This is a genomic window from Bacillus massiliigorillae (assembly GCF_000380245.2).
Lineage (GTDB): Bacteria > Bacillota > Bacilli > Bacillales > DSM-1321 > Bacillus_AD > Bacillus_AD massiliigorillae.
This window is the reverse complement of the sequence record NZ_HG428743.1, coordinates 280,450-297,879: the sequence shown is the minus strand read 5'-3', so window position 1 is coordinate 297,879 and position 17,430 is coordinate 280,450. Positions and strand designations below refer to the sequence as shown.

Annotated in this window: 19 protein-coding genes; 11 read left to right on the top strand and 8 right to left on the bottom strand. The window is 35.9% G+C overall.

Features of this window, described 5'->3' with window-relative positions:
- Nucleotides 1–208: 208 nt before the first annotated feature.
- Nucleotides 209–934 carry a DUF2238 domain-containing protein gene (locus tag TX86_RS20165; protein WP_154663183.1) on the bottom strand — a complete coding sequence of 242 codons (726 nt, stop codon included), beginning with the start codon at nucleotides 932–934 and terminating at the stop codon, nucleotides 209–211.
- Between the two features lie 328 nt (nucleotides 935–1,262).
- On the opposite strand from TX86_RS20165, the gene TX86_RS20160 reads away from it, so the two are divergent.
- Nucleotides 1,263–1,718 (top strand): NUDIX hydrolase, encoded by a 456-nt coding sequence (locus TX86_RS20160; RefSeq protein WP_081707776.1) that lies wholly within the window; start codon nucleotides 1,263–1,265, stop codon nucleotides 1,716–1,718.
- 127 nt (nucleotides 1,719–1,845) lie between these two features.
- Here TX86_RS20160 and TX86_RS20155 read toward each other — a convergent pair whose 3' ends face one another.
- From TX86_RS20155 to TX86_RS20140, 4 genes are all read right to left on the bottom strand, one after another.
- The gene (locus tag TX86_RS20155; protein ID WP_042351641.1) at nucleotides 1,846–3,135 is read right to left on the bottom strand and encodes a DUF4179 domain-containing protein; all 1,290 of its coding nucleotides are present in this window, start codon (nucleotides 3,133–3,135) and stop codon (nucleotides 1,846–1,848) included.
- Nucleotides 3,128–3,673 carry a sigma-70 family RNA polymerase sigma factor gene (locus TX86_RS20150; protein ID WP_042351639.1) on the bottom strand — a complete coding sequence of 182 codons (546 nt, stop codon included), beginning with the start codon at nucleotides 3,671–3,673 and terminating at the stop codon, nucleotides 3,128–3,130. Before TX86_RS20150 ends, TX86_RS20155 begins: the two co-directional genes overlap by 8 nt.
- 276 nt (nucleotides 3,674–3,949) lie before the next feature.
- Nucleotides 3,950–4,159 carry a DUF4177 domain-containing protein gene (locus tag TX86_RS20145; protein ID WP_042351637.1) on the bottom strand — a complete coding sequence of 70 codons (210 nt, stop codon included), beginning with the start codon at nucleotides 4,157–4,159 and terminating at the stop codon, nucleotides 3,950–3,952.
- Nucleotides 4,160–4,386: 227 nt separating this feature from the next.
- Nucleotides 4,387–4,572 carry a hypothetical protein gene (locus TX86_RS20140; RefSeq protein WP_042351636.1) on the bottom strand — a complete coding sequence of 62 codons (186 nt, stop codon included), beginning with the start codon at nucleotides 4,570–4,572 and terminating at the stop codon, nucleotides 4,387–4,389.
- Between the two features lie 254 nt (nucleotides 4,573–4,826).
- On the opposite strand from TX86_RS20140, the gene TX86_RS20135 reads away from it, so the two are divergent.
- From TX86_RS20135 to TX86_RS20125, 3 genes are all read left to right on the top strand, one after another.
- Nucleotides 4,827–5,210, top strand: coding sequence for a hypothetical protein (locus tag TX86_RS20135; protein WP_042351635.1), 384 nt, complete (start codon nucleotides 4,827–4,829; stop codon nucleotides 5,208–5,210).
- A 155-nt stretch (nucleotides 5,211–5,365) separates the two neighbouring features.
- Nucleotides 5,366–5,596 carry a hypothetical protein gene (locus TX86_RS20130; protein ID WP_042351634.1) on the top strand — a complete coding sequence of 77 codons (231 nt, stop codon included), beginning with the start codon at nucleotides 5,366–5,368 and terminating at the stop codon, nucleotides 5,594–5,596.
- A gap of 368 nt (nucleotides 5,597–5,964) precedes the next feature.
- On the top strand, nucleotides 5,965–6,492 hold the full coding sequence (locus TX86_RS20125) for a YceI family protein (protein WP_042351632.1): 528 nt from the start codon (nucleotides 5,965–5,967) through the stop codon (nucleotides 6,490–6,492).
- Nucleotides 6,493–6,582: 90 nt separating this feature from the next.
- Here the strand turns inward: TX86_RS20125 and TX86_RS20120 are convergent, their stop codons facing one another.
- The gene (locus TX86_RS20120) at nucleotides 6,583–6,792 is read right to left on the bottom strand and encodes a hypothetical protein (protein ID WP_042351631.1); all 210 of its coding nucleotides are present in this window, start codon (nucleotides 6,790–6,792) and stop codon (nucleotides 6,583–6,585) included.
- A gap of 454 nt (nucleotides 6,793–7,246) precedes the next feature.
- Here TX86_RS20120 and TX86_RS20115 point away from each other — a divergent pair, with 454 nt between their 5' ends.
- Together TX86_RS20115 and TX86_RS20110 are read left to right on the top strand one after the other, a co-directional pair.
- A complete protein-coding gene (locus tag TX86_RS20115) occupies nucleotides 7,247–8,497 on the top strand; it encodes a benzoate/H(+) symporter BenE family transporter (RefSeq protein WP_042351630.1) in 1,251 nt (416 codons plus the stop codon).
- A 264-nt stretch (nucleotides 8,498–8,761) separates the two neighbouring features.
- Nucleotides 8,762–9,442: a DUF4652 domain-containing protein gene (locus TX86_RS20110; protein WP_042351628.1), complete on the top strand. Its 681-nt coding sequence runs from the start codon at nucleotides 8,762–8,764 to the stop codon at nucleotides 9,440–9,442.
- 247 nt (nucleotides 9,443–9,689) lie between these two features.
- On the opposite strand, the gene TX86_RS20105 is transcribed toward TX86_RS20110, so the two are convergent.
- Both TX86_RS20105 and TX86_RS20100 read right to left on the bottom strand, forming a co-directional pair.
- The gene (locus TX86_RS20105) at nucleotides 9,690–10,178 is read right to left on the bottom strand and encodes a prolyl-tRNA synthetase associated domain-containing protein (RefSeq protein WP_042351626.1); all 489 of its coding nucleotides are present in this window, start codon (nucleotides 10,176–10,178) and stop codon (nucleotides 9,690–9,692) included.
- 218 nt (nucleotides 10,179–10,396) lie between these two features.
- Complete coding sequence (locus tag TX86_RS20100; protein ID WP_042351625.1) at nucleotides 10,397–12,154, bottom strand: helix-turn-helix domain-containing protein; 1,758 nt, start codon at nucleotides 12,152–12,154, stop codon at nucleotides 10,397–10,399.
- 262 nt (nucleotides 12,155–12,416) lie between these two features.
- Between TX86_RS20100 and TX86_RS20095 the strand changes: the two genes are divergently transcribed.
- From TX86_RS20095 to TX86_RS20075, 5 genes are all read left to right on the top strand, one after another.
- Nucleotides 12,417–12,674, top strand: coding sequence for a DUF4318 domain-containing protein (locus tag TX86_RS20095; RefSeq protein WP_052343793.1), 258 nt, complete (start codon nucleotides 12,417–12,419; stop codon nucleotides 12,672–12,674).
- A 125-nt stretch (nucleotides 12,675–12,799) separates the two neighbouring features.
- Nucleotides 12,800–13,048: a hypothetical protein gene (locus tag TX86_RS20090; protein WP_154663182.1), complete on the top strand. Its 249-nt coding sequence runs from the start codon at nucleotides 12,800–12,802 to the stop codon at nucleotides 13,046–13,048.
- Between the two features lie 538 nt (nucleotides 13,049–13,586).
- Complete coding sequence (locus TX86_RS20085) at nucleotides 13,587–14,093, top strand: DinB family protein (protein WP_042351622.1); 507 nt, start codon at nucleotides 13,587–13,589, stop codon at nucleotides 14,091–14,093.
- Between the two features lie 248 nt (nucleotides 14,094–14,341).
- Nucleotides 14,342–16,411 carry a HelD family protein gene (locus tag TX86_RS20080; protein ID WP_042351620.1) on the top strand — a complete coding sequence of 690 codons (2,070 nt, stop codon included), beginning with the start codon at nucleotides 14,342–14,344 and terminating at the stop codon, nucleotides 16,409–16,411.
- A 213-nt stretch (nucleotides 16,412–16,624) separates the two neighbouring features.
- On the top strand, nucleotides 16,625–17,368 hold the full coding sequence (locus tag TX86_RS20075) for an alpha/beta hydrolase (RefSeq protein ID WP_042351619.1): 744 nt from the start codon (nucleotides 16,625–16,627) through the stop codon (nucleotides 17,366–17,368).
- Nucleotides 17,369–17,430: the final 62 nt, after the last annotated feature.

Below are 17,430 nucleotides of genomic sequence, written 5' to 3'. Positions count from 1 at the left end.
AAGAAAGAAAACAACCTTTCAACGAAGAAACGTTGTTTTCTTTTTATTTTTCGTTTCTTTTTTCAATGCTTTCTTTTTTGTATTAACAGAACGAAAACAAAAATGATGGCTGGAATACCGTATAGGAGAAATTGCAGTACGTAATCGCCTAGATGCATAGTGCCTTATCCTCCCCTTTTTCTAGATAGTTAGGAACAGAAGTTATGCATTATTTGACTTGTTCATTTCGCTTGATGGATTCTAGCAGTTGAAGATCTCGTTTTTGGTGTTTACTTATGTTGAGATAACCGATGACGGTTACGACTAATGCTCCTAACGCATCAACAATGATGTCCTCCATCGTATCCGAAACGGCTTCATGTCCTGTTAAGACGATTCCATCGGCAGTGATAAACTTTTGCATGTTTGTTCCTAACACGCCATCAGCTAGAAATTCATAGATTTCCCAAACTGTTCCGCATGTGACCGCAAAACAAAAGGCAAATAGTGCCACGAAGAAAGGGCTTAATCGGATGTTTAGCTTCTCTGTGTTATTAAAAAATTGAACAATCAAGAAGCCTAACGCTCCCAGCATTGCAGCACTAAAGCAATGGAGAATTAAATCCCAATAAGGAACCTTGTAATAAAAATTTCTCACTTCGCCAAGGTAAATGGCACAAAATAAGAAAAGAAAATACATGATTTCCATGATATCTGGAATATCAATTCGAAACCGTTTTTCCACCTTTGACGGAAGAAAAATGACAATACAGCCTGTTACACATTGTAAAATCATTAATACATAGTCACTTTTTACTCGATCATATTCATTTTGTGCTACTCCTGATGGTGCAGTAACTAACATATAAATGGCATAAAATATCGATAATAGAAGTAATATAAGGACCGTCCAAAAAATAAAATTTTTACGTTTATTGAACTTTCGAAAATTCACCTGATTCCTCCTCTTCCTAGGAATGTTTAGAAACATTCCTTTTCTATTATAGAGTAATTTCAATCTTAAATTACTATTTCATTCTAATTAACTACCCAATATTCGGTTTTGTATGCAAAGGTTCTTATCTTTCTAGTAATTATTCTGTAAGAAGTAGAACAAGAATGGAAACAACTAATCTTCTAAGGAATAAACGTTGTTTTCTTCGTATGATAACCTCTCTGCTCCTTTCAGATGAAGTGCAATAAATTCTAATGTAGAAGTGGGTAAAGAAGATGATAAAATATAATAAAAGACAAACTATACAAAAGAGGTGCTAGTTCAGCAGATGTTCAAATATACGGTTTGTTTCGTGAAAAAAAATAATCATATACTCATGCTTAATCGAGAGAAGACACCCATTATGGGTGTTTGGAATGGAGTAGGTGGCAAAATCGAGCAAGGTGAATCACCTGATGAAGGTGCACTGCGTGAAGTGTTTGAGGAAACAGGAATACAAGTAGAGCACTTTTTTTCGAAAGGTATTGTTACCTGGGACACTTCAAATGGAGAAAAAGATGGCATATATGTCTATTTGTATGAAATAGAACATGATGTATTAGGTGATACGCCCGTAAAAACAAGAGAAGGCATTTTAGACTGGAAAGCGATTGATTGGATTCTCCACCCTCATAATCTTGGTATTGCGGAAATGGTTGCTCAATACTTACCTGTTTTGATGGAGAAAGAAGGGGTGCATTCATTCAAATATCATGATGGGCATATATTATATATCGAATCATGAATCTACACTTTGTCCTTAGCAACTTCAGGGCTACGCTTGAGTGAGTACAGAAGTAGATCAGCATAGCAATCAACAAAAGAAAACAACGTTTCCTCCAAGAAACGTTGTTTTCTTCTTTTATTTTTCATTAATCAACGGGTATATCAATAATCCTATTATATGGTTTCATAAAGTGCATCCCGTTAATTAATACGTATTCAGGCATTGTTTTTGTGTCAAAAATCAAGGTGCGTTCTTTTAATATTCGTCCATCATTTTCTGTCGTCAGGATTTCGTTTACAGTTGTTTCTAATGGAGTCACTGTATTTTGAGCAGAGATAGATACACCATCAAGCATCACATCTTGCTCTGTCGAAATTGTTAATTCAATTCCCTTTTCGGTTGTTGCGACATTTTTAACCCATAGTTCTTTACTAGCAAGAGATATTGGTTTCTTGTCAGTAGAAGTAAGAGAAAGTTTTTGATCTAGCTTTTTATATCCGGCAAACTCTTTTACAACGAGTTGTAGTGAATCCAGTTGTTTTGGTAGTGCATCATAACGAATGTCAAACTCTCGTCCGATGAGTGCTGATTGGACACTTCCGCCTTTTACTTCAATCGGTTTTCCATTTGCGATTAGTTGAACCCCATCTAATGCGGAATCTACTCGGTCAAAGTTCTTTACATTTAATGAGCCTTTGATGACAGTTAAAGTTGGTGTAGCTGTAATGGAATGGAATGTAATAGTCCCTTTGTCAACTTTTACAGTTTTTCTTATAGAGTGTTCTGTCTTGGCTTGCATGGCTTTGTTTGGATTATAAGGAAAAGTCATCTGTCCCTCTTTTGTTTGCCCATTCTTAGAAACTTCCCGGAAGTGTAACGTTAATTGTTTCGCGAACGGATTGACAGGCTCAAAAGACATGGTCCCTTTTACTTCTGTCTTCTCTTCATTCATTGAGGAGATGCTGCCTTCAGCATTGGATTCGGTTAAAAAACCGGATATATTAGAAAGCATGAAGAAATCAGATGTTTGTTCATCTATTCCATCTGGATTACGTAACGTGTAATACATGATTAATCGATTCGCATCTGTCATTATGCCATTAAGGATAAAATCAGTACTGTCTTGTAGTTTTGTCTTTTTCTCGATGACTTGTCCCATTCCCTCCTCGTTTAAGTCTTGTAAAGTGCCTGACATTAAATCATCAAACCCAAATAGCTTCTTACTATAAAAGGCCAATGCGTTGTAATGATAGCTAAAGATGAAGAGACAGAATATGCTAGCCACTGCTACTGACCAAAGAGGTACTTTCCGTTTCTTACTTTTAGGAGGTATAGAGTGCAACGCATTTCGTAATCTCATTTCTAACTCCTCTGGCGCTGTTATGGATTCTAGACGTTTCTTCTCTTCCATCAATTGTTTCTCGATGTTATTCATCGTTTTCACCTCCATAATATGCTCGTAGCTTCTTTAAGCCTTGAAAGATTCTTGATTTAACCGTACCAATCGAAACCTGTGTAACATCTGCGATGGTTTGATAATCAAAGTCATGAAAATACTTTAATTGAATAGCTTCCTTTTGTTGCTCATTTAACTGCACTAGCAGTGCCTGCATATCCATTTGCTGCTCACGTTTTATATAAACATCAGCAGTTAAAGGCTGATGCTGTTCGTGCTCGCTCACCGTATTCCAATCATCGATTAAAACGATTTTCTTTTGCTTATCCAGTAGGGTTTTACAAATATTCACGAGTATCGTCTTGCTCCAACTATAGAAAGCTTCTTCTTTTTTGAGTTGATGAATTTTTTCATATAATATTACAATCATTTCTTCCATAGCATCCATCGCGTCATGCGAACTTTTCATATAGGTGAGAGCCAGTCGATAATAGTCATCTTGTTGTGCCATAATCAATTGAAGTAAGGCTTCTTTGTTGCCTTTCTTCGCCTTTTTCACTAATCGAACGACATTCATTCCTTCACCTCTCCTCCTATAAGAGTGTTGAACATGAAAAAAAGTTCATTTTTTCTATAAAAAAATACTTGTATGATAAAGTTCATTTATTTTCGCATAGGAGTAAGCTGGGATTCAACATGGATAGACTATGCTTTGAGGAATATAGGTAGAAAGGAAGGAGGTAGAAAGGAAGGAGGTAATCTTCTTTGGAAGAAACGTTGTTTTCTTCATATCAATATAGCCAATAGAAAAGGGATATTCATTCAGCTACGAATGGATATCCCTTTTCTATTGTTATCCGATTGTACATTCTTCTGTATGATCTTCTGCTTCAAAAACCAATAATGTGGATTCTGTAGAACCGTCAACAAGCTGAGGTATTGTCGAGCTTAATTTATATCCTTTTTGACCGTAATGATTCAAATGCTTTGTTAATTCTTCTAATGATGATTGAGCATCTACTGATCCTTTAATTTTTGATACGTTATATTTATAAATTTTCATCTGCTTATCTCCAAGTTAGTGTATTAGATGTTTTTCTTTATGAGTCAAATATATCATTAAAGCTTTAAAAGTCATCCAATAGAGGGGGGTGTTTCCAGCAGTGATCCAAAAGAAAAGATATCAAGGAATTAATCTTTTTTGGAATAAACGTTGTTTTCTTCTTTTATTTTTTAGTGACGAAAGAAAAAACGATTCCCCGTAATGAAGAATCGTCTTTAGTATTCCTATCAGAATTTCTTAGGATTTTTCACTTTGATGGAAGCCACTTCACCACATTCTTTACAAAAGGTAATAATTAATGGAGAACTGCCAAACATTTTATCTACTGGAGTAACGCTGGTATAACCATTTCCTAACTTTCCTTGTGTGAACGTATTATTTCCGCAAGCCCGACAAAATCCAACGGTTGTCATTTACATCACCTCGAAAATTACTTTTCTCCTGTACTCTATATTACGTACCCAGCAAGCTGAATAATATAAACGTTTCTGATATTATGATCAGTTATTGTGAAGATATAAAAGAAACTATCTTCTTTGGAAGAAACGTTGTTTTCTTTTCAAGATTTATAAAGATATTTTGTAAATAGCTTCTATTTTCTTATTTAAAGTTTAAAATAAAGATTCTCGTAGAATGAATTAAAGAGTAAAAGGAGTTAGGAATACACATGACTATAGAAGATTCAATCATAGTATTTGAAACAGAGTCATATGAAGAAGCAGAGGAATTTTTAGAAACACAACGTTTTGAACCTTATCAAAGATTACGCCATATGTTTATGGCTGCGGAAATGGACTTATATAAAAGTACAACCTTCTTAGATTTCAGAGTGTTTAAAGAGGAAGATCTAGTGCAAGGTGAAGTATATACATATAACCTAGATTTCAGACGAATGGACGGAAATGAAGGTATTCATTACTTCTCGATTTGGGGAGCAAAGGCAACTTTACACGATGAACCAATTGTCGTTTCACTTAATTATCTTGATGAAAACTTTGAAACTCTAAAGCAATACATTGTATTTGAAAATGGAGAGTATTATTTGAATTAGAATGAAATAAAGAAAACAACTTTTCATGGAAGAAACGTTGTTTTCTTCTTTATTAGGGTGGGGATGGTATGAAGAAGATATTGAGTATATTTCTTCTAGCACTTTTAGCTGTACTGACATCATGCGGAGGGAATTCTATAACTGTGAATTCCTAATTGGAAGTGATTGGTAAATGTCGTTCTGACGATTATAAGGAGTACTGGATAATTGCCTATGATTTTAATAATCAGCAAAAAGAGGAAGCATTTAAAATTCTTGTGCAGGAAGAAATGGTTTGGAACTTGATTGAGGAAGGGAAAGAGTATTTTGCTGTGTATGCAAAGAAGGATAATGAATCTTGGTTTTTGCAGCAAATCGAACATATAGATTCGGATAAGAATTTATGAAAATAGTTAGACATGAATCTTGGGGATAGGAACATCGAAAGAAAAATATATAATAAAGAAGAAAACAATTTATCTATAAAGAAACGTTGTTTTCTTCTTTTGTTTATTCTTATGCAGAGATTTGATTTTATACAATGCTACTAATAGTGAGGGGTTAAATGCATAAAATTTAGAATAATAAATATAAAGAAAAGAAATAATAAATTCCGAAATAGAATATCTTGACTTCGAGATGTTTATGATTTATAGTTATAAACAGATAATCAATAAACAAACACGACGATAAAAATTGTGCTCTTAGCCGTTATCGTCTTATATTTTAAGATAATATCTCGAAATAGAGATATACTAATGGGAGGAAATTTTCAATGACAAAATATGTAGTAGATCAATCACATTCACACATCGGTTTCCAAGTAAAACACATGATGGTATCAAAAGTGAAGGGGACTTTTGAAGGCTATAGCGCAGAAGTAGAAGCGACAAACTTAGCAGATCTTACAACAGCAAACATCGCTTTCACTTTCGATGTGGCAAGTATCAACACAAAAAGCGAAGATCGCGATAATCACTTAAAATCAGCAGACTTTTTCGATACAGAAAAGTATCCTGAAATCAAATTCCAATCTACAACTATTACAGGTGCAGGTAGCGACTTTGAAGTGACTGGTAACTTAACAGTGAAAGATGTAACAAAACCAGTAACATTTGAAGTAACTTACAACGGTAAAGGCACTAACCCTTGGGGCGTTGAAGTTTACGGATTTGAAGCTGAAACAAAAATCAACCGTGAAGAATTCGGTTTAACTTGGAACGCAGCACTTGAAACAGGTGGCGTGTTAGTTGGTAAAGATATTAAAATCAATCTTGAATTTGAATTAAATCCAGAAGCTTAAAACTACAGTTGTTAGTTTTAAAAAAGGCTGTTCAAAAAGTGATTTGTAATCCTTTTTGAACAGCCTTTTACGTTTTATTGCAATATACGTTTATCGAGATGCTTTTGGCGGTTGGCATACGTCACATTTACGTTGATTATTATTTTTAAACTTTGTAAATGTTTTTTCAAAGTTGCTACCACATGCACATTTAAATAGTAACTTTTGAGAAAAGCCATGATATTCCGTTGTTAGCAGCTTGCTATCCGAATTTTTCTCAACAAATTCTTTAATCTTACCAATTGTCCATCGTTTGTTCATTCTTATACACCTCTATATTTTATGACTAGGCGGAGGCTTTTGTTGGCGTCCGTTCAATTATGAGTAAAAGTCGTAATTATCCTAAGTGCTTCATTATAACATGAGCTCGTACACAATTAAACAGATGGAGAGAATCATAGTCAATTCTTAAGTAGCTAACATTTCCTGATAGTAGTAGAAGGTAATGCAATTATAGTTTTTGTTTTAAGGGGCAAGTTTGAAAGAAATCAAACTTTCAAGGAAGAAACGTTGTTTTCTTGTTTTGTTTATTTTTATGTTTGCTTTCGTAGATGTCTACTTATCCCTTTACGTTTTTAATTTGTTCTTTTTTTTATACGGAACTGTAGATATTTTAAGAGTAGTTTCTATATATTCAACTAATATATCTGAATATTCAGATATATATGATATAGTATAGCTCTATAAATGAATAGAAGAGGAGGCATCAATAGTCATGCAAGAAAATCGCTTACGTACAAATTTTAAAGACTTACGTCAGAGTTTGAATGTAAATACGATTAGCGCTGGTTTAGTTGCATCTATTTTTGGGTGTACAGGTCCAGCGTTAATTATTATTGGAGGTGCTACAAGTGGTGGATTGACGTATGCTGAAACGATAAGCTGGATCTTTGCTGTTTATTTTTTTAGTGGCTTACTAGGCATATTCTTGTCATTGAAATATCGTCAACCCATTGCAGGTGCTCATTCTATTGCTGGAGCTGTACTAGTTGCGGGTTCCTTAACTCATTTTTCATTAAATGAAGCAATAGGTGCTTATATAGTAGCTAATATTCTCGTTATTATTCTTGGTGCAACAGGGTTAATTGATAAGGCGATGAAATGGATACCACTTCCCATTGTGATGGGGATGATTGTTGGTGTGATGATTCGTTTTTCGACGGAAATGATTAAATCTGTTACTGTTTCACCATTATTAGCAGGTTCAGCTATTCTTGTGTTTTTACTATCATCGAGATTCTTAAAAAAAGTTCCCCCTGTTTTAATGGCTTTAATTGTAGCTGTTATATTAGCAGTTATTACGGGTGCATTCCAACTGCAGAATGTACATAATTCATTTATTCTTCCTCACTTAGTAATGCCGTCATTTAGTCTTGATGCGATTGTATCTATTGGTATCCCACTTGCGCTTCTTATCATTTGTACGGAAAATGCCCAAGGAACAGGAGTATTGATGGCTCAAGGATACAAGCCACCAAATAATGCAATGGCTATTAACGGTTCCATCGTTGGTCTTGTCGCTTCATTCTTTGGTGCTCACGCAATCAATATTGCAGGACCAATGACAGCTATTTGTTCAGCAACTGAAGTGGGGAAAAAGGAAGATAGATATGCAGCATCATTTGTAAATGGATTTTTCTTTTCTGTCTTTGGTCTATTCGCGGCAGTAGTTGTTCCATTTGTTATCGCTATGCCAAGTGTCATTGTTACGGTGATTGCAGGATTAGCTATGTTGGGTGTTCTGACGAATTCATTAAAAGCAGGTTTTTCTGATAGCAAATTTCAAATGGGTGCTTTTTTTGCCTTAATTATTGGTATGTCGGGTGTGAATTTCTTAAATATTGGTGCTCCCTTGTGGGCCATCATCGGAAGTTTATTTGTTTCTCTTTTAATTGAAAAAGATCATTTTGCGTTTAAAACGAAGGCAGATAAGACTGAAACGTTAAAGACGGGAACGGGTATTTGAATAATTTTTTACGGGTTGTCCGTTTACATATCATTGCACTATTCTTGTAAATATTCATTTGTAGATTTGTTTATATGAATAAAGTTTTTAAGAAAACAACCTTTCAAGGAAGAAACGTTGTTTTCTTCTTTTCGTTAAGTATGCAGAATATACAGCTCTGGATTTATTACATGTATATTTTTCCTACATCATATATAATTTAGAGAGGTTTTCGAAACAAATAGAATATTTTTAAAATTATATAGTGATAGAGGAGACAGGCAGATGAAGGGCATGAAGAATGCACTATTAGTAAGTTTTGTTGTTGCGACTGTGAATTTGTTTTCAGGTTGTGAGAATGAAGAAGGGCATGATAGTGAACTTATTAATAGTACAACAGAAAAGGTCGATACTCAGTCGTTAAAATCGATAGAGACAAAATTTACGACAGTAGATTTGAGTAATCTTGGTGAGGGTTTGGATATATTTGATAGGAAAAACAATCCTCAATATGAGTTAAGCGATCCAGCTGATTGGGTTTCGATTTCGGGTCAAGAAAAAATAACGGTTGATGGAAAAGGCCCGTTTGGCACAGAAGAGGGGATTGCTACGATTGTTTTAAAGGATGATGTGGAAAAGACGACCGTGACTTATTCGTTAAATGATAAGTACGATAGAGGGACGCAGCATACACCGAAGGAAGTAGAAGGCATTGATGATACACATGTCTTTGTGACAATTGGACATGGATATGGAACGGTTTCAAATGGTGGCGATTTATATGTATTGAATTTGGAGACGAATAAGGCATATCCAGTTACATTAACGAAACAAAAAGGCGACGTATTAGATATTCGAAGTAATCCAGATGGAAGCTTTACTTATTTTGAATATGTATATGATGATGAGAATTTTGAAGAAGGCCATTATGAAGAGGGCAGAATTATTTTAGAACAGAATAAATAAATAATGGAAGAAAACAATATTTCTAGAAAGAAAGATTGTTTTCTTCTTTTCTTTTTTCGGAAGGAAGCTTGTTGGAATCCATAATGAGCGAAACAAATCCTTGGTGGTAATAGTCTTCGTTTAATATTGTTTTCTTAAAATTATGTTCCAAATTAGCAATAGATTATTAGGAACACATACTAGAATCACTGCTGACAGAAGAAAGAACTCCTGATATTGGTGTTCTTTGTATGAGAACCAACGCAAATTATAATTCCACAATAGAGTATTCATAACCTAATGTTGTCATGAATTTATACATATCCTCTGTGGAAATAAAAAGAGTCTTTGTGTTGTCATTAGCATGAAAACTCATGAATTTTTCTGAAAGCATCTCTTTATCTAAGTAGACCTTTATATCCTGATCAACATTGTTTAGCAATCCAAAAATGGAAACAACACCAGGAGGTAATGCCATTTTTTCCATTAACCTTTCGGGCGAACAAAAGCTCATCCGTTTTTCATTAAGAGTTTCCGCAAGATGCTCCATATCAAGTCGCTTTCCATCATCCATAACCACTAAATAGTATGCAGTCTTTTTTTTATTACAAAGAAATAGTGTTTTAGTACGTACACCTTCTTTACCAACAATATAGCTGTCTGCTTCTTCTGTTGTCAAAGCAGGAAGATGTTCAACTACATCAAATGGAATGTTCATTTTATTTAATACAGCATATACAACCTGGTATTGTTCCAATGAAAAGACCTCCAATTTTTATGTATAATACTATTTTACTATAATTGTATATGTAATTGAACAATTTAAAATGTTCAGTAATTCAATAACAAAAAAGAGCTGTAATCAACTCTTTTTGTTATTGAAGGATAATCGATTAGTATGTAAAATCGCACACCTATTATGACATGCAAATGGGTGTGCGATTAATGAGAAATATTTATCTTTTTTATGCTTCCTTATTTTTGTACATTTGCCTTCAACCATTGCAGCATTTTCTGGTCGTTGCTTTTGTTTTGACGTTTGATTTTGTTGCGCATGTAGCGAGAGAGGGTGCTGTGTGAAATTCCGATTTCTTCTGCTACTTTGCGAATGCTGAGTTTAAGTGATTCTATCGTTTGCTTCATTAATTCCGGGCTTAGGACAATGTTATCGGTTGGCTCATGGAATGTGAAGGACGCTTGCACTTGCACAGGCTGTGGCACGGGTTGATCAATCACCACGGGTGCCGGTGGCTGCAGTTTTGTTTTGGGCTTGTCCACTTGTTTAATATCATAGATTTCTGTGCGCTGAATGGAGCTTACATTGATTTTCTTGGCGTTTTCTTTGGCTACGAAATCAGGAGGAAGAATGGTCACGTTAATCTGTATCCAGTAGTCCTTGAACCAGCCCTTTTTTCCGACGCGCTGTTCGTCGATGGGCTCGCTATAGTGCCAGTTTTGAATGACGCCGTCTTGCTGTAAGTCATCTAAAATATGTTCGAATTTATCACGTACTTGCACGCCATTGTAACGAGAGGAGAAATCCATCGTTTTTAAGAGCGTGGATACCTTGAACGGTTGGTGGATGGTGCGCTTTAAGGCACGGATTTTCCACTGGTAGTTTAAGTAACGGGTTAATCGCTTATGTTCACGCTGTGTGAAGTGGCTATATTGGAATACCTTCAAATCGAGTAAGCCAAGTGACTGCTTCGTGCCATCTAGGTAGGGCATGAGCACGGATGATGGCTTGATTTGCAGGGCATAAATCCCTTTTGGTTCGTTCGTCTTCTTATCGAAAGCGACACGGATTTTTCCGATTTCAAACATACGTGTATAGTCTTTGAACATGTATAGCTCGTTTTCTTCCAAGTTTTCGGTGTTAATCACCTTGATTTGGTCTTCACCCATGGAAACCCATACGCTAGAAAGGGCAGCCACACGTTTCATAATATTGAAGCGTTCCTTTTCCCGGAAATACAGTTCTTCTCCACTTGCTTGCTTCTCGGCATAACGAAGTCGCAGGGCATCATCACTGTGAAATTCAATGTAACCATTACGGTCTTTTGGCATGACCATCCATAGGTAAGAGATTAAGTCGAAGAGGTCAGCAGTCATTTCATCGAGTGAATTGATGGTGGACTCTAATAGATTCAGCCACATTTTCGGTTGGCCAGCGCTACTTTCGACTAATTGATTAGGACGTAGCTCAGCAAGTCCACGTACATTACCTTGGTTGTCGACGATTTCTGTGCCTAAAATGCCGGTTTCTTTTTCTTTGAAGCCTTTTTTCTTTGTGACAATATCGCGCATTAGGTGGTAATCGGAGTCCATGCTGGAATAGATATAGTCTTGATTCATCGTGTCATCGATGGCGTTTTGGTTTTGGCTATTGAGCGATTCTTCTGCTTGATGTTCGCTCGTAAAGTAAGGTTCGACAAGGCTTACGATGGAATCTTTATAATTAATGATCGCCTCTTTAATCATATGCTTGGTGATCGGCTTATCTTGATATATGGTTTTCGTAAAGAAGGTATAAAGGGCATAGAAGCTTTGGCTCATGGTGCCATCGGGTGCTTGTATGCTTTTTTCATCTTCGGTCATCGTGAGCGCTTGCTGCTGCCACTGCGTGAGCACTTGCGGTCGATCAAGGAAGAGAAATTTGCTTTCTTCGTAAATGGCTATCTTGAGCCATGGATAAGTTAATATAAGTGCATCTGGAATACTAGTATAATTCACCGAGTTCTAACTTCCTTTCAGGATATACGGCTTAATAGTTCTATTATAGCAAAAATGTCGTGATTGCTAATCGTGTTAAGTACGTTTGTTTTCGATGCTTTGTTTGTACGAAGCAAGTCATCGACCATGAACGACTTTTGAATGAGATAAAAGTTTTTTCGAAATAATGAAACGAATACTTATTTCACTCGTACTAATAGGAAGAGAAGGTTTAGTTAGTAGCTTTAAAAGGTATTCAAAATACTAGAAGGGTGGTCATACGATGTTATTTGGAAAAGAAATGAAGAAAATGCTGAAAAAATCGATAGAGATTCCTTATGAGGATATCTCGGTCTATCCGACAGTGAGTATGACAAAGGATGCTATTGCTAAGTACTGTGCCAAAGAAGGCTTAGATTATGAATTCCTTGGTGTGAACGAAGATGAAACGATGCTTATGACAATTGATGGTATTCAATACGAGGTTATCCATGGTTTATACGCAAGAGGTAGCTATGGTATTCAAATTAGGCAAGTGTGAAAAGATATTGTACATAGAGGAACTGCGGATGCAGTTCTTTTTGTTTTAGTAGGAGAAGTGAAAAAAATAATAATTCAAAAAAAAAGAGTTTTTCAAACAAAGCGTTATACTTGCAAGTGAGTAGAATGATGAAAATTAGGTCTAATTTATTAAGTAATTTATTAGTGAAAGGAACGGTTTTTCTTATGATGAAGTGGACATGTGTAATTGGTTGGTTCTGCGTATGGGGCGTTATTAGCCAGCTTTTACCTTTACCGACTAATGCAATTTTTAATATTGCTCAGGCGCTTGTTCTTGCTGCAGGTGGTTATGCGATTATTTTCTACTTTGATAAACGAGAAAAAGTAAGTAGAGCAGCACGAAGTAATAAGTAGTAATTGTATATATGAAAAGAGTGAGGTATGGCGCTCTTTTGTCGGGAAAACGCAACAGTATTGGTTGCGTTTTTTTACATAGTTAAAAATGGTATAATAAGGGAAAAGGTGGCGTGATTTGTAAGGGCTGTGATGGGACTTCATTTGTACAGGCAACCGATTATATTAATCTCCGTCCTTTAGATAAAGTGAAACTATAATCGGTGGGGGGGCATTCATCCCCCACCGATTATTAGTTGAACCAATCGGGTTCTTACTGGTGCTTGATCTCCCACTTACTCGTCTACGTATCTTTACTGCCTTGTTGAAGTGGGAGTCTTAGCACTAGTTTGAACGGGATAAAAAAATCGCGATTGGTTCAGAGAAAATATATTTTGTCTGCTTGGATTGTGGGGAAGTGCTGTCGATTAGGATTAAAAATCCTAAGAAGTTAACATGAGGTCTCTAGTCAGAATGAGAGCTTGTAAGAATACTTTTCATCGTTGGGAATATATACAGAGTAGGAATGTACGCTGTTTGTGGTGAAAGGAGAGTTGTTATGATTAATTTATTGAATGCATTGAACGAGACGAGAAAGAAGCTAGAGAATGAGATTGCTTTAGTAGGTGATGCTCAGTTTAATAGTAAGCCAGATAAGAATACGTGGAGTATCGCACAAGTTTGCCATCATTTAGTTTTAGTAGAAGAGGCGTCGCTAAAGGCTATTGCATATGGATTAAAAGAGTTGGATAGTATCACAAAAGAGCATAAAAATATTCAACTAATCATGCTAGATCGCACAACAAAGATTAAGGCACCTAGAGTTGTTGAACCAGATGCAAAACCATTTCAAGTGCAGCAAATGTTGGATTTATTGCAGAATTCGAGAGGAAAATCGCTGACTTTTCTTAATACGATTGATGATAAATCGATATTAGAGACAAAATCAGTGAAGCATCCTGCTTTAGACGAATTACGTCTTGATCAATGGATTGAACAAATTTATTTGCACGAACAGCGACACATCGAGCAAATCCAAGAGCTAAAAGTACTTTTAGAAGCATAGCATTGTAGAATCATGATTGTAGGGAGGAACTGTACCTTAATTGTTAGTGGTGTCTAACAATTGGGGTGTAGTTCCTTTTCTTAATGTAGGTTGCCTTTCAAAATTAGAAATAATTATTATACATTTGGAGTAAAGTGAATAGAACTGCCCTTATATTTTCAAAGTGTAGATGATTGACTTTACATAAAGAATATTTATATAATCTTAACTCGACTGAAATTTTTGAACGGTTAGGAGGTTGTGTCACAATGAGTCACATATTTGAAACGGAATTAAAGCGATTACAAAAGGTTTTATCTACGCTAGATGAGCAATTAGATAAGCTCGAAAGGGTTCCTGTTTATCATGGAGACAATTTTAGCGAGCAGATTCTTGAAAGTATGCGGGAGTTAGATCGGCAAAACCTACGGATTGGTGTACAAGAACCATACTTTGGGCGGTTAGATTTTCAAGAGGATGGTCAATTAGAGCCAAATCCGATTTATATTGGCAAAGTCGGTGCTTCCGATGTGGAAACGATGAAACCATTCGTGATTGATTGGCGTGCACCTGTTGCCAGTATGTTTTATTCCTTCACTGGTGGTGAAGAACTGGCTTTCTATCAATCACCCGATGGATTAGTAGAAGGAGAGGTCCATCTAAAAAGAAACATTGCTATTCGCAAAAGAGAATTGGAACGTGTTGTTGATACGTATGTAAAGGGAAGTGAAGATGTATCACTGACGGACGATTTTCTCTTATATCGATTGGGTGAAAACAAAGATAATAAATTAAAGGATATTGTTTCAACGATACAATCCGAGCAAAATGATATTATCCGAGCTGAGAAAAATAAACCATTATTGATTCAAGGGGTTGCAGGGAGTGGAAAAACAACAGTCGCTTTACATCGCCTTGCTTTTTTAATTTATGAATATCGTGAACAGCTACAAGCAGACAGAATGATTATCTTTGCTCCAAACAGTTTGTTTTTAGACTATATTTCTGGAGTACTTCCGGAACTTGGTGTAGGTCATATTAAGCAAACAACTTTTCCTGAGTGGGCGTTAACTCAATTAGATAATGTGGTGAAATTAAAGCATCCAGAAGAAAAATTGCAGGAAGCTTTCTCAATCAATCGTGACAACGAGAAAGTTATGCTTGGTAAATTAAAGGGCTCGATGAAGTTCAAGGCATTTATTGAAGAAAGTATCATTCAATTTGAAAAAAATCTAGTGCCAACAACTAATTTAGAGCTATGGAATCGAGCTATCATTACAGTAGATGAAATAAAGAAGTGGTTATTTGAATATAAGCATTACCCATTACTGAAGCGTAGGGAACGATTAGTGGCTCGAATCAAGCGTTGGATGGAGATTGAGCTTAAAAAGTTCGAAGGTACGAATGAGAAAAAGCTATTGAAAAAAGAAGCTAACAAACGATTAAATGCGTATATGAAGTTTTGGCCTAAAGTGACTCCTTTATCATTTTATACGTCGATGATGAAACAAAAAGAAATAGTAGAACTATTGCCTGAAGTACTTGTTCGAGAAACAGAAAAGAATTGTCGTAAAAAAGAAGTATATATAGAAGATTTAGCACCACTCTTATATATTCATCATCAGTTAACAGGAATAGAAGGTAAGCAAAAATTTCATCATGTGGTCATCGATGAGGCACAAGACTTTTCACCATTCCAAATTCATATTTTGAAAGAGCTGACATTGGGTAATTCTTTTACGATTTTAGGAGATTTATCTCAGGCAATTTATGATTATCAAGGTATTGAGGACTGGAATGATTTTAAAGAAGTGTTTCAAGAAACGGGTTATTACGAATTGACGAGAAGTTACCGTTCTACAAAGGAAATTATTGAATTTGCCAATGAGGTCATTAAGCATGCTGAAGTTCCAGTAGGTCTAGCAACACCTGTTTTTCGTAGTGGTGAAAAAGTGAAGGTGATTGCTACGGATGATCAATTTACTGAAATTGTGAAGGTTCTACAAGATTTACGGAATGAAAACCTAAAGACAATCGCAATTATAGGCAGAACAGATGTTGAATGTCGTAAAATACACGAACAACTACTAACAGTAGGAATCAAGGCAAACGTCATTGAAGCGAATCAAAGTAAATATGAAGGCGGTATTTCAGTAGTGCCGGTTTATTTAGCTAAAGGATTAGAATTTGATGCAGTGCTACTTATCGATGTAGATGCGAGTCACTATAAGGATTCAAAGTCTGATGCTAAATTATTATATGTAGGATGTACGCGTGCTCTCCATGACTTACGAATTTTCCATTCTGGCGAAGCATCTCCGTTAATTCAGGGAATATAAGAAGGATTTTATCCCGTTCAAACTGGAGCTAAGACTCCCACTTCAACAAGGCAGTGAAGGCACGTAGACGAGTAAGTGGGAGATCAAGCACCAGTAAGAACCCGATTAAAGTTTCACTTTATCGGATTGATGAGCTGTTAAAAGGCTGTTTGTACTTTCATAATGTTATAGTTAGTCCAAAAACAACTTCACACAAAAAGGGAGATAAACATTATGAAAGTCATTGCGCCTAAGCCTTTTTATTATAGAGGAGGGAATAAAGCCGTCCTTCTGTTACACGGTTTTACCGGAAACACTGTCGATGTAAGAAAGTTAGGGAAGTATTTGCAGGAACGTGGTTATACTTGTTATGCCCCACTGTATAAAGGGCATGGATTGGAACCGGAGAAAATCATTCAAACAGAACCAGCTGATTGGTGGCAAGATGTGATAGATGGATATCATTTTCTGAAAAATGAAGGATTTAGTGAGATTGCGGTTGCTGGGATATCGTTAGGCGGTGTTTTCTCATTAAGAGTAGGAGCTAAATTACCAGTAAAAGCTGTTGTTTCGATGTGTGCGCCAATCTTAGAGAAAAGTACGGACGACTTATTTGGACGCATAGTAAATTACGCTAAGGCATTTAAGAAGTTAGAAGGGAAGGATGAGGAGCAGATTCTTGACGAAATCAAAGATTTTGAGCAAAAACCTGCCCCATCTATAAAGAAACTACAACAATTCATTGTTGATACGAGACAACAGTTAAAAGATATTACCTCGCCAACTTTCGTGTTACAGGGTAGCTTAGATGCCCCACTAAACAAAAAAAGTTCGTATATTATTTATGATCATGTACAGACAGAAGATAAGCAGATAAAGTGGTATGAACGCTCTGGTCATATTATTACTTTGGGTGAAGAACGTGAGACGATTTATGAGGATGTGTATGCATTTCTTAATTCATTAGAGTGGAACTAAGTCTTTCATAAGCCATATTCATTGTTGGCACCGAACCCCTATGTTATTCTATATGCGTTGTT

Coding starts and splice junctions, on each gene's coding strand:
- TX86_RS20110 (WP_042351628.1), top strand. CDS start 8,762: ATGAAGGGCATGAAGAATGCACTATTAGTAAGTTTTGTTGTTGCGACT.
- TX86_RS20160 (WP_081707776.1), top strand. CDS start 1,263: ATGTTCAAATATACGGTTTGTTTCGTGAAAAAAAATAATCATATACTC.
- TX86_RS20145 (WP_042351637.1), bottom strand. CDS start 4,159: ATGAAAATTTATAAATATAACGTATCAAAAATTAAAGGATCAGTAGAT.
- TX86_RS20155 (WP_042351641.1), bottom strand. CDS start 3,135: ATGAATAACATCGAGAAACAATTGATGGAAGAGAAGAAACGTCTAGAA.
- TX86_RS20135 (WP_042351635.1), top strand. CDS start 4,827: ATGACTATAGAAGATTCAATCATAGTATTTGAAACAGAGTCATATGAA.
- TX86_RS20080 (WP_042351620.1), top strand. CDS start 14,342: ATGAGTCACATATTTGAAACGGAATTAAAGCGATTACAAAAGGTTTTA.
- TX86_RS20075 (WP_042351619.1), top strand. CDS start 16,625: ATGAAAGTCATTGCGCCTAAGCCTTTTTATTATAGAGGAGGGAATAAA.
- TX86_RS20085 (WP_042351622.1), top strand. CDS start 13,587: ATGATTAATTTATTGAATGCATTGAACGAGACGAGAAAGAAGCTAGAG.
- TX86_RS20115 (WP_042351630.1), top strand. CDS start 7,247: ATGCAAGAAAATCGCTTACGTACAAATTTTAAAGACTTACGTCAGAGT.
- TX86_RS20140 (WP_042351636.1), bottom strand. CDS start 4,572: ATGACAACCGTTGGATTTTGTCGGGCTTGCGGAAATAATACGTTCACA.
- TX86_RS20095 (WP_052343793.1), top strand. CDS start 12,417: ATGTTATTTGGAAAAGAAATGAAGAAAATGCTGAAAAAATCGATAGAG.
- TX86_RS20150 (WP_042351639.1), bottom strand. CDS start 3,673: ATGAATGTCGTTCGATTAGTGAAAAAGGCGAAGAAAGGCAACAAAGAA.
- TX86_RS20120 (WP_042351631.1), bottom strand. CDS start 6,792: ATGAACAAACGATGGACAATTGGTAAGATTAAAGAATTTGTTGAGAAA.
- TX86_RS20090 (WP_154663182.1), top strand. CDS start 12,800: ATGATGAAAATTAGGTCTAATTTATTAAGTAATTTATTAGTGAAAGGA.
- TX86_RS20125 (WP_042351632.1), top strand. CDS start 5,965: ATGACAAAATATGTAGTAGATCAATCACATTCACACATCGGTTTCCAA.